Origin of the sequence: Enterobacter sp. Sphag1F (genome assembly GCF_014193275.1) — a bacterium.
Taxonomy (GTDB): Bacteria; Pseudomonadota; Gammaproteobacteria; order Enterobacterales; family Enterobacteriaceae; genus Pantoea; species Pantoea symbiotica.
Map to the genome: position 1 here is coordinate 85,853 of NZ_JACHZD010000005.1, position 11,392 is coordinate 97,244.

Annotated in this window: 10 protein-coding genes and 1 riboswitch; of the genes, 4 read left to right on the top strand and 6 right to left on the bottom strand. The window is 53.1% G+C overall.

Annotation, left to right across the window (positions count from 1 at the left end):
• The first annotated feature begins 189 nt into the window (after positions 1-189).
• The 3 genes from malE to malG are packed head-to-tail and all read left to right on the top strand — an operon-like array spanning position 190 to position 3,861.
• Positions 190-1,380, top strand: coding sequence for a maltose/maltodextrin ABC transporter substrate-binding protein MalE (malE, locus tag FHW71_RS16500; RefSeq protein ID WP_061719671.1), 1,191 nt, complete (start codon positions 190-192; stop codon positions 1,378-1,380).
• A 60-nt stretch (positions 1,381-1,440) separates the two neighbouring features.
• Entirely contained in the window at positions 1,441-2,961 is a 1,521-nt protein-coding gene (malF, locus tag FHW71_RS16505) for a maltose ABC transporter permease MalF (protein ID WP_179452534.1), read from the top strand.
• Positions 2,962-2,970: 9 nt separating this feature from the next.
• Positions 2,971-3,861, top strand: coding sequence for a maltose ABC transporter permease MalG (gene malG, locus FHW71_RS16510; protein ID WP_179452533.1), 891 nt, complete (start codon positions 2,971-2,973; stop codon positions 3,859-3,861).
• An 823-nt stretch (positions 3,862-4,684) separates the two neighbouring features.
• On the opposite strand, the gene tssD is transcribed toward malG, so the two are convergent.
• The 5 genes from tssD to FHW71_RS16535 form a co-directional block, all read right to left on the bottom strand.
• Positions 4,685-5,164, bottom strand: coding sequence for a type VI secretion system tube protein TssD (gene tssD, locus FHW71_RS16515; RefSeq protein ID WP_179452532.1), 480 nt, complete (start codon positions 5,162-5,164; stop codon positions 4,685-4,687).
• 469 nt (positions 5,165-5,633) lie between these two features.
• A complete protein-coding gene (locus tag FHW71_RS16520) occupies positions 5,634-6,329 on the bottom strand; it encodes a hypothetical protein (RefSeq protein WP_179452531.1) in 696 nt (231 codons plus the stop codon).
• Between the two features lie 278 nt (positions 6,330-6,607).
• Positions 6,608-7,375, bottom strand: coding sequence for a 3-oxoacyl-ACP reductase (locus FHW71_RS16525; protein ID WP_179452530.1), 768 nt, complete (start codon positions 7,373-7,375; stop codon positions 6,608-6,610).
• 97 nt (positions 7,376-7,472) lie between these two features.
• Entirely contained in the window at positions 7,473-8,921 is a 1,449-nt protein-coding gene (locus FHW71_RS16530; protein ID WP_179452529.1) for an acyl-CoA reductase, read from the bottom strand.
• Positions 8,918-10,000 (bottom strand): long-chain fatty acid--CoA ligase, encoded by a 1,083-nt coding sequence (locus tag FHW71_RS16535; protein ID WP_179452528.1) that lies wholly within the window; start codon positions 9,998-10,000, stop codon positions 8,918-8,920. Before FHW71_RS16535 ends, FHW71_RS16530 begins: the two co-directional genes overlap by 4 nt.
• 99 nt (positions 10,001-10,099) lie before the next feature.
• Positions 10,100-10,227, bottom strand: a riboswitch (TPP riboswitch).
• A 112-nt stretch (positions 10,228-10,339) separates the two neighbouring features.
• Here FHW71_RS16535 and FHW71_RS16540 point away from each other — a divergent pair.
• Positions 10,340-10,606 carry a DksA/TraR family C4-type zinc finger protein gene (locus FHW71_RS16540; protein WP_179452527.1) on the top strand — a complete coding sequence of 89 codons (267 nt, stop codon included), beginning with the start codon at positions 10,340-10,342 and terminating at the stop codon, positions 10,604-10,606.
• A 158-nt stretch (positions 10,607-10,764) separates the two neighbouring features.
• Here the strand turns inward: FHW71_RS16540 and ddpX are convergent, their stop codons facing one another.
• The gene (gene ddpX, locus FHW71_RS16545; RefSeq protein ID WP_179452526.1) at positions 10,765-11,325 is read right to left on the bottom strand and encodes a D-alanyl-D-alanine dipeptidase; all 561 of its coding nucleotides are present in this window, start codon (positions 11,323-11,325) and stop codon (positions 10,765-10,767) included.
• Between the last annotated feature and the right edge of the window lie 67 nt (positions 11,326-11,392).

The following is an 11,392-nucleotide window of genomic DNA, read 5'->3' on the forward strand; positions in this document are numbered from 1 at the left end:
ATTTTTGTGAGCTATGACGCAGAGCAGAGCGACGATTGTGTGCGCCAGTCCGTGATAACCGGGTGGTTTTGCAACACAGATCACATCAGATGAAATGCAGGCGTAGAGCCGGGGAGGATGAGAAGCGGCGGCAGATACTCACAATGTGGCAGGTAAAACGATTTCCGTTTCCGCTAACAGGATGGAGTTATGACAATGAAAACCGGTGCACGCATTCTTGCCCTTTCCGCCCTGACGGCCGTGCTGTTTTCAGCTTCTGCCGTTGCAAAGATTGAAGAGGGAAAGCTGGTCATCTGGATCAACGGCGACAAGGGCTACAACGGCCTGGCTGAAGTGGGTAAAAAGTTTGAGCAGGAGACCGGCATCAAGGTGACGGTTGAGCATCCGGACAAAATGGAAGAGAAGTATCCGCAGGTTGCCGCCACCGGCGATGGCCCGGACATCATCTTCTGGGCGCACGATCGCTTCGGCGGTTATGCGCAGTCAGGCTTGTTAGCGGAGATCTCCCCGGACGCGCGCTTCCAGGAGAAAATCTTCCCGTTTACCTGGGACGCGGTGCGCTTCAACGGCAAGCTGATCGGTTATCCGATTTCGGTGGAATCCTTATCCCTCATCTACAACAAAGATCTGCTGCCTGAGCCGCCAAAAAGCTGGGAAGAGATCGCCGCCATCGATAAGAAAATGCGCGCGCAGGGCAAGAGCGCCATGATGTTTAACCTGCAGGAGCCGTACTTCACCTGGCCGCTGCTGGCGGCGGGCGGCGCCTATGCCTTTAAGCTCAACGATGGCCGCTACGATGTGAAAGATACCGGCGTGGATAATGCCGGTGCCAAAGCGGGCATGAAATTCCTTGTCGATCAGGTGAAGGCCAAAACGCTGAATGCCGATACCGATTACTCCATCGCCGAAGCCGCCTTTAACAAGGGGCAAACCGCCATGACCATCAACGGGCCGTGGGCGTGGAGCAACATCGACAAGAGCAAAATCAATTACGGCGTCACGCTGCTGCCAACGCTGAACGGCAAAAATTCCAAAACCTTCGTTGGCGTGCTGAGTGCTGGGATCAATGCCGCCAGCCCGAACAAAGAGCTGGCCAAAGAGTTCCTGGAAAATTACCTGCTGACCGATGCCGGTCTTGATGCGGTCAACAAAGACAAACCGCTCGGCGCGGTCGCACTGAAGTCGTTCCAGCAGACGCTGGAGAAAGATGAGCGTATCGCCGCCACCATGACCAACGCGCGCAACGGCGACATCATGCCGAACATTCCGCAGATGGCCGCCTTCTGGTACGCGATGCGCACCGCCACGCTGAACGCGTTGAGTGGACGTCAAAGCGTCGATGCGGCGTTGAAAGATGCGCAGGCACGACTCAACAAGTAATCCTCTCTACCAGAGCCGGCGCAATCCGGCTCGTTACTGGCTGTTAAGGAAAACCGCATCATGTCAGGAAAACCGAAAACAGCACGGTTCAGCGCCGTGCTGAAGGCTCTTTTTATCGGTATCTGCTGTCTGCTGGTCGGCTATCTGCTCGTGCTGATGTATGCAAAAGGTGAATATCTGTTTGCGCTGGTGACGCTGATTATCAGCGCCGTCGGCATCTGGATTTATGCCAATCGTCGCGCCTATGCCTGGCGTTATGTCTATCCCGGCCTCGCCGGCATGGCGCTGTTCGTACTGTTTCCCCTCGCCTGCACCGTGGCGATTGCCTTTACCAACTACAGCAGCACCAACCAGCTGACGCTGGAACGCGCGCAACAAGTGTTGCTGAGCCGTCAATATCAGGATGGTTCGGCGCTGAACTTCTCATTGATTCCGGCGGGCAATCGCTGGCAGCTGGTGCTGACCGAAGCGGCCAACGGGCAAACCTTCGTCTCGACTGCGTTTGCTTTTGGCGGAGCGCAAAAGCTGAAACTGACCAGCGCCCCGCCACCGCCGGGCGAACGCGCCACGCTGCGCATCGTCACCACTAATCGCCAGGCGCTGAACCAGATTCAGGCCGAACTGCCGGATGGTCGTTTGGTGGTGATGAGCTCTCTGCGCCAGTTCTCCGGCACGCGCCCGTTGTATGTGCTGCAAGCCAACGGCGATCTGAAAAATCAACAAAGCGGCGCGCTGTATCAGGCCAATCGTGAGAGTGGTTTCTATCAGAACAGCAGCGGTGAAGCGCTGAGTCCGGGCTTTACGGTGAATACCGGCTGGAAGAATTTCATTCGCGTGTTTACCGATGAAGGGATTCAGAAACCGTTTCTGGCGATCTTTGGCTGGACGCTGCTGTTTTCTTTCGTGACGGTGATTCTCACCGTGGCGGTCGGCATGGTGCTGGCGTGTCTGGTGCAGTGGGAAGCGCTGAAAGGCAAAGCGGTGTATCGCGTGATGCTGATTTTGCCCTACGCCGTGCCCGCCTTTATCTCGATACTGATTTTCAAAGGCTTGTTCAACCAGAGCTTCGGTGAAATCAACGTGATGCTTAAAGCACTGTTTGGCTTCCAGCCCGCGTGGTTCAGTGATCCAACGCTGGCGCGCACCATGCTGATTATTGTGAATACCTGGCTCGGTTATCCCTACATGATGATTCTCTGCATGGGGCTGCTGAAAGCGATTCCGGACGATCTTTATGAAGCTTCAGCAATGGACGGTGCCGGGCCGCTGCAGAACTTCTTCCTGATTACTTTGCCGCTGCTGTTGAAGCCACTGATGCCGCTGATGATCGCCAGTTTTGCCTTTAACTTTAATAACTTTGTGCTGGTGCAGCTGCTGACCAACGGCGGACCGGATCGAATCGGCACCACCACGCCAGCCGGTTACACCGATTTGCTGGTCAATTACACCTGGCGCATTGCGTTTGAAGGTGGCGGCGGACAGGACTTTGGTCTGGCGGCGGCGATTGCCACGCTGATCTTCCTGCTGGTGGGCGCGCTGGCGGTGATCAATCTTAAAGCCGTGCGGATGAAATTCGATTAAGGAGGCGTTATGGCTATGGTGCAACCCAAGTCGCAAAAGCTGCGTCTGTTGATGACGCATCTGCTGCTGCTGATATTTATTGCGGGAATTCTGTTTCCGCTGCTGATGGTTTTCGCCATCTCGCTGCGCGCCGGTAACTTCGCCACCGGCTCGCTGATCCCGGAGCAGATTTCCTGGGAACACTGGCAGCTGGCGTTAGGTTTCAGCGTCGAGCACGCCGATGGCCGCGTGACGCCACCGCCCTTCCCGGTGCTGCTCTGGCTGTGGAACTCGGTGAAAATCGCCGCCATCAGCGCGATTGGCATTGTGGCGCTTTCCACCACCTGCGCGTATGCCTTTGCGCGTATGCGTTTTGCCGGGCGCGCCACGCTGTTAAAAGGCATGCTGATTTTCCAGATGTTCCCGGCCGTGCTGTCGCTGGTCGCACTGTATGCGCTGTTTGATCGTCTGGGACAATATCTGCCATTTATCGGCCTGAATACGCATGGCGGCGTGATCTTTGCCTATCTCGGCGGCATCGCCCTGCACGTCTGGACTATTAAAGGCTATTTCGAAACCATCGACGGTTCGCTGGAAGAAGCCGCGGCGCTGGATGGCGCCACGCCGTGGCAGGCGTTCCGGCTGGTGCTGTTGCCGCTCTCGGTGCCGATTCTGGCGGTGGTATTTATTCTGGCGTTTATCGCTGCGGTTACTGAAGTGCCGGTCGCGTCGCTGCTGCTGCGCGATGTGAACAGCTACACGCTGGCAGTCGGCATGCAGCAATATCTGAACCCGCAAAACTATCTGTGGGGCGACTTTGCGGCGGCGGCGGTGCTCTCTGCGATTCCAATTACGCTAGTGTTCCTGCTGGCACAACGCTGGCTGATCAGCGGCCTGACTGCCGGCGGCGTGAAAGGCTAACCCGTTTATTATCCTCCTTCCTCAATGTTCACTGCAATTGAGGGTTTTGGCGGCCTTAGGGCCGCTTTTTTTATGGGAGTATGGGGAGTTATTGGTCGTGGCGCAGGATTGTGACATAGGGTTAGTTGGTGCGGCTTCATACCTGCATTGATCTCGTATCGCTAATGGTATTAAAGAGATCTTTAATAACTTGGATACCAGTTAAAAGACTTTTTAATAGTGATGAAATTATTGTAAATCCAGCTTTATGGGGATGACAAAAATGAATGTTGATTGGCGCGGCGTAAATTCCTTAACAGTACCAGTTTTGTTCTATCAAACTCTTTTGAACGGATATCGGGACATGAATCCCTGTGGCTGTTAGCCTTCCCGTGAGCTGTTCTACCGGGATTGTGATGTTGTGCATCACCGTGTTCAGTTCTATCGAACCGAGGCGGGTTGGCATCGTACAGGAAACCACAATCGGGGAACCATTTTCATCTTCTAACCATAAATGCGCTGGAACAGGCATATTTAATCCTTTAAAGTTTTCGACATTTATAAACAACAAAAATATACGCACACAAGTAAACGATCCCCTCGCTCAACATGCCGCTGTCAGGGAAAAGGTAAAATTGCAACATGCCGTACAGCACAGTAATAATAACTGGTACGTAGATACGCAGCAGCATTTTGGATTGTGATCTCAGCCACTGCCTTAAGAAACGTTTCATGCCCTTCCCATCAGTTTAGCGAGCACCTGAACGAGTTTATGTCCTGAAATCCATGTGTTTTTAAGCGATCTTACTGACTTAATTGGAAACTTCATCAACAACGCCAGAAACTAAGCAATCATCCTCTCATTCCATCCATCCTTAAATACAATATTACCGTCCACGTATTTCCATGTAATCGTTTCATATCGTAACTCAATATTTTCCAGATGCGTGCTGGTCTGGCCGTTTGGCAGCAAAGCCGGAGAGATGCTGGAGATTTTGACGTTCTCCAACAGAATATTAAAATACTCAACCTCCATGCCCGCTTCGTTAATTCGGTACATCTTGATGTTCGCTGATTTCAGCGTACGGGCCTGGCACAATGCACGAAACAATACCGGTGTTGTTCTATCAAACTCTTTTTGAACGGATATCGGGGCATGAATCCTTGTGGCTGTTAGCCTGCCTGTATGCAAATCTACCGGGATCGTAATATTGTGCATGACTGAGTTGAGCTCTATCGAACCGAGTCTGGTCGGCATCATGCACGAACCTACAATCGGAGAACCACTTTCATCTTCTAACCAGAGATGTGCTGGAGTTGACATATTAATTCCTTTGAATTTAACGAAATTTATAAACAGAGATCATTAGCGTGAGAAGATATACAATGCCCACGCTCATCATTCCACTCTCGGGATAGAAATAAACTTTAAGCACACCAAACACGAGAGCACATAAAACCGGAACATAGATGCATAACAAAAATTTCAATTGTTCTACTAACCATCTCTTCAAAAACCTCATCATATTTCACTTCAACCTACTCGTATGCAAACTTGAAGAGCATTATGTTTCAGCACGCTAAACATGCTCTATTTCATCCTTAAATTTAACGACATTTGTAGATAACAAATGATAGAGAGCACAAGTAAAATATCCCTACACCTAACATACTGCTATCTGGAAAAAAGTAGATTTGTAGCAGCGCAAAAAGTATTGTTGATACTATCGGTACGTAAGTGCAGATCAGAAATTTCGATTCTGATATTAACCATTGCTTTAAAAATTTCTTCATCACTTCCTCACTAACTTCACCAATACTTCAGCGACTTCGTAATCTGACAGCCATTGATTTCTTAGCGCACCAGCCCGCATGAATGAAGGTTCAATAAGGAAATACATCATTTCGAGTTCTCGCATATACAATGCGTTATAAAAAGGAGGGTGCATTATTTGCAAGCGCTTTGCGCTGTCTGCTGCGTTTTGAACTATGGCATAAATTCCCAATAATGACGCTGCCGCGCCAACTGCAGTACCAACATTACGCCCAACAGGAAGCGTTATATTCATCCCCAGAACGACAGCCATAGTCGCACCAGCACCAAATGCGCGAGTAGTCAGTGTGCTGGCTGCAATGTGAATGTTGGCTCGCATCAGATGTATTTTAATTACTTCAAGCTGCCTGTATGATCTGTGCTCAAGCTGATAGTCAATGTAAGTTTGCACCAGTGAATAAATAATATCTCTATCTTTGATTAACCGTATGACCGCTTTTCTAAAACGATTATCTTCCAGCATCTGATTTTTACAGACGTCTATGTATTCATCAGTAAAGCACGACGCATAAAATGAAAGTCGGGTTGCCCCTTTATTGATCTTACTAACTTGATCGGATACTGCCTCAATAACGCCGGAAACGGCGTTATTGAGCTTTTCTGCCAGAATCCTTTGCGCCTGAAGCTGCTTTATGACCGCATCACTGTGGTACATATATATCCCTATAGTTAATTCCGTTAACCATTCAAACTATAGGGTAATGATATAACTCCGTGAAGATAAATTTTAACCAGATGTGATCCTTATTCATAAAAATAAGGATGTGTAAATTCTCACTTAATTGTGTGTTTTACTCGTTTCAGTAAAGAAAATAATGAGGTGCGTTAGTGTATGAAATATCAATTATTTAATACGTAATTGAGTACAGATATATGTCATTCGTCTTAAGCAGATTAATGCGAAACGGTCGCCATGAATGGCGACCCTACGGGTTAATTCATTACTAATCCGCCATCGACGTATAAGGTTTGCCCGGTGACAAATTCACTCCACTCGGAGGCCAGAAACAGCACCGGGCCGGTGACATCTTCCGGTCGTGCGATACGCCGTAGCGGGGTTTGCGCGGTGAGAAAATCGCGCACCTCTTCGCGAGTGGCCTGGCTGGCGTCGGTGGGATACACCAAACCGGGCGCGACGCAGTTAACGCGAATCCCCAGCGGGCCAAGTTCGGTTGCCAGCGTGCGGCTGAAGCCGGTCAATGCGGCTTTCGCGGTGATGTAATCGTGATACGGCACAGATGGACGTGCCACCAGATCGCTGGTGAGATTGACGATGCTGCCGCGTACGCGCGCGCGCATTAAAGGCAGCGCCGCCTGGCAGACGTTATAGGCAGCTTTAACCGCGCCATCGAACTGCGACTGATATCCCGACCATGGCGTTTCCCAAAAGCGTGAACGATTTTCGGTGTCGAAAACGTAAGGTGCGAAGGCGTTGTTGATCACCGCATCGAGGCGGCCGGTGGCGTTGAGGATTTGCTCCATCATCGCGTTGACCTGCTGCTCAGATGTAACATCTGCGGCAATCGCCAGCGCGTCGCCGCCCAATGCACGGCACTCTGCAACTACGCTCGCTGCAGCAGCTTCATTGCGCAGATAGTTCACCACCACAAATGCGCCTTCAGCGGCGAAGGCTTTAGCGATTGCTGCACCAATGCCGCGACTTGCGCCGGTTACCAGAACGGTTTGGTTGGAGAATTTCATTGTTGCTCCTTAGGGATGGAGTGTGATTCAGCCAGGTGCGCATTAATGCGCACCCTACAAAACCCCATATGCATAAATGCGGCGTATGGCGACCGCGTCAGTCCGTATACGGTGCGTAACTTTCGGCAGAGGCTTCTGCGCCCTGCTCGATCTCCGTGATGGTCACCAAATCCAGCAAACTAAAACGCCCGTCGTGATGCCAGCCCGCTTCCGGCGAGGTCATGTGGCCGAACGCGGCGATGCGGGTGACGCCAACTTGCCCGAGCAAAGCGGAAATGCGGAACAATTCCTGCGGCGCGGCCGCCACGCCTGCGGTTTGCAGGAAATGCCGCTGCTGCGCCACCAAATCGACCACATCCTCCAGCGCATCCACGCACACCACTTTCAAGGTGCGGCCCAGCGCAGCAGGCGATAAAGGCTCTGCATGCTCAACGCTCACCACCGCCCAACTGTCTGCCGCCTCGCCGTAAAGCCTACGATCGCCGCTCAGCGCACGGATCTCCTCGCCATTACGCCACGCGGCAATGCTGTTCATCTCATCATTAGCCAGCGGACGGCGCGGATGTTTGTACGCCAGCGCGGCGAGTTCATGGGCGATATAACTGGCGAACTCATCCGGCGACACCTTGCCGCCGCGCTCGACAAATAGCATTTGCGGCGAGTAGCAGCCTGCCTGATCGTAACGCATCACGTCATAGGCCACGCGGCGCGCCAGTTCCGCGCCCTGCCGAGCATTCAACGCCGAACGCGCCACCAGCCCGAAACTGATTTTGTGGCCGTGCGGCAAAAAGCGTGTGGTAACCGGCAAACGCTGTTGGATCGCCGCCAGCGTTGGGTTGCCGCCATAAGCCACCAGCACATCGGGTTGGCGCAGCCAGGTTGGCTCGGTTTGCGCATCGCCGCCTTTCCACCACACCACCGCGATGCACTCGCCGAGTTTTGGGTCGATTTCCGCCAGCAACTGCGCGAACCAGCTTGCCATCAGCGGCTCATTACCCGGCAGTTTGCCGATGGTGCCCGCCTTGACCAGCAGACCACAGATCAAACTCCACAGCGGTAAGCCCGGCACGTTGCCCGCCCAGATATGCATCAACAGTTGCGGGCCAAACGCACGCGCGAAGCCGCCTTTAGGGCGCGGCTGAAAATCGTCGAGCATCTGCGGATCGTCGAAATCTTCAGCCAGAAAGCGCTTAAGCTGCGGCTGACGAAAGGTTTTCAGGTAGCCGGTGAGGCCAAGTCTTACCATTTCGGCATCGTAACCGGTGACGATAGGCAGCAGCTTTTCGGCTTTGATGCGTAGCGGGTGATGACGATCGAGCAGTCGCGCTACCGCTTCATCAATGATGGAGATGATCTGCGATACGCTTAGCTGGCGGAGATAAGCGCGGGCGTTGCTGCGAATGCGCGCCGCGAGCGCCGTTATCTGCTCGTCATTAAGTTGCGGAACGCTAACTTCGAGGCTTTCGCCATGATGATTGAAACTCAGCGTTTGCCACTGCACTTCGTCAGCGGAAAAGCCCGGCAGATGTCCGGCAACTTCCTTCACAGCGGTGCCTGCGCGCTGGCGAGAAACGCTTCCATGGTCAACGAACAGCCTTTGGCATCAGCGCCGGTCACACGTCCCAGCAGATGGAATCCGCCATGCACCATCACGCCCGCATCTTCCGTTAACAGGGCGGAAACTGAGTTGAAATGCGCCAGATCGTGATGCACCAGCACGCCTACCTCGCCATCCGGCACATCATCGCCGGTAAGCGGATTGACCACACGCGTGCGGATCCAGTGCGGCCCGGATTTCACCGGCGGGCAGCGCTCATTGCCCGCATCGTAAAACTGCGTGCTGATTTCCGTCATGCCGTACATGTTGATGCAGTGTGAGCGCGGGATACCGAAGGCGTGAGAGAGCGAAGCGTAGAATTCATCCGCGCCAATCTCGCGCGACTGGCCTTTGAAACCGCCGGTATCGAGAATGCGGCTGCCGGCAGGCAGCGCGAAGCGGCGTTGCTGGCGCTGCATTTCATCTAGCAGATGGACAAAGCTGTAGCTGGCACCCAGCAGCGCATAAGGTTCGCCGCTGGCTTCGGCCTGCTCGAGCGCACTAAACAGGCGATCGATATCGAGGCCATGCTCGCCCACCATTACTTCGCTGTCTGGCGTGCCGCACTCCTGCATCGCCAAATCGAGATAGGTCGCCAGCGAGGAGTTCGGCATCGCCACTTTATCCGGGAACAAAATGCCCATGCGGATGCGTTCGCTGCCCGCCATAAAGCGACGGCGGAAGTTGAGTAACATCGATTTCTTCCACACGTCCAGCGTCGGATGGTAGCTGCGCCCTTTAACCGTTCCGGTGGTGCCGCTGGTCATGAAGATTTCGGCAATCTGGTCAGTGGGACGGCAGCTGAGCGTCAGATCTTTGAAGGCATTAATTGGGATGGCGGGAATGTTGCGCCAGTTTTTCACCGTCAGCGGCGTGCGTCCGCGCTGGATGGCGAAGCGGCGATAAGGTTGGTTGTGTGCGAACTGATAAGCGAAGATTTCGAGGGCCAACTGCTTGAAATCGCCGTCTGAAGCCTCTTCGCGCTGCAGGAATGTCAGCAGAGCCTGGATGATGTGTGTTTCGTTCATGTGTCGCCACCTTTGCGATTGCGCAGAGACTCTCAGGCAACGCCTGAAGAGCGCGAACTGTCCGCTACAAAGCACAAAGAGGGAATCAGGGCGCAATATCGCCCTGCGGTTCCGCATCCCTACGCCGGTATTAGCCGGATCAGGTTCGGAGGGTCACTACGTTGCCAGCGCATACATGCCAGCCGGTAGAATCTCAGCCCCTTAACAGAGCACCCCTTGGAACAAGCCGCAGTCTAGGATGGCGCGCGATGATGTGTCAACCTTGTTAAATTCTGGCCTGTCCGACATTCATTACGCCATGTCTTATACTTTGGGCATTAGTATTTTTGGAGGTGAAGTATGGCTGGCGGTTGGTCAGAAGACGGTGCAGTGCATAAACAAATTGATGCCACGGTCGATGACGCGGTGGCGCGCGCGCGAGAGAATCTCGGCCACGGTGCCAGCGCCGAGTTTTGCGACGAGTGCGGCGAACCAATCCCGGAAGCGCGTCGCGCGGCATTAGCTGGCGTGCGTTACTGCGTGAATTGCCAGAGCAAGATTGATAAAAAACAGGCGGCGATCGGCGGTTATAACCGCCGTGGAAGTAAAGATAGTCAGTTGCGGTAGTTATTTATATTAATGATTCAGTAACACCAGAATGCGCACCCTACCAAAAACGCACCAATCCTTTGTAGGGTCGCCATGAATGGCGACCCTACGTTGCTTTGGCGTGATTACAGCTGAATATTAATCAGGGTTTTGTACCATCGGCTAAACGAAATAATTCAACGCGCAACGCAGCCAAACTGCTCATCAAGTAATGGATAATTTTTCGCGTCAGGCAACTCGAAGTGCCACCATTCGGTTGGCATAGCGACAAAACCGCCGCCAAACATAATTGCGTTCAGCAGCAGGCGATTACGTTGCGCTTCGGCGGGGACATTCGGATGATAGGGATGTGATTCCACTTCCATCGCATCAAAGGCGGTGCCCATATCCAGCGGCTGGCCTTGCGCATCAAGTAACGTAAGGTCAATTGCCACGCCGCGACTGTGATTCGAACCCTGCGCGGGCGGCACCACATAATCTTTATCCGGACAGGCATCCCATAAATGCCACTGCGCTTGCTGCGGCCGATAGGCATCGAGTATCAACAAGTTGAATCCCGCCAGCCGGGCGATCTCAATGCTTTTTGCCAGTGCATCGGCGGCGGCTGGATGCAGCAGCGCTTTGGCCTCCTGGTAAATGGCATAGCCCGCGATGTTATCCGCCGTGGCATATTTCAGATCGAAACGTAAAGCGGGAAAGGTTACGGCTAAATCAATCAGTTCAACGTCCTGCGTCATACTAAATCCTGTTAGCTATCAAATTAATAACCGCACATACCGTAGCGGCGCGATTTATCGCGCGTAT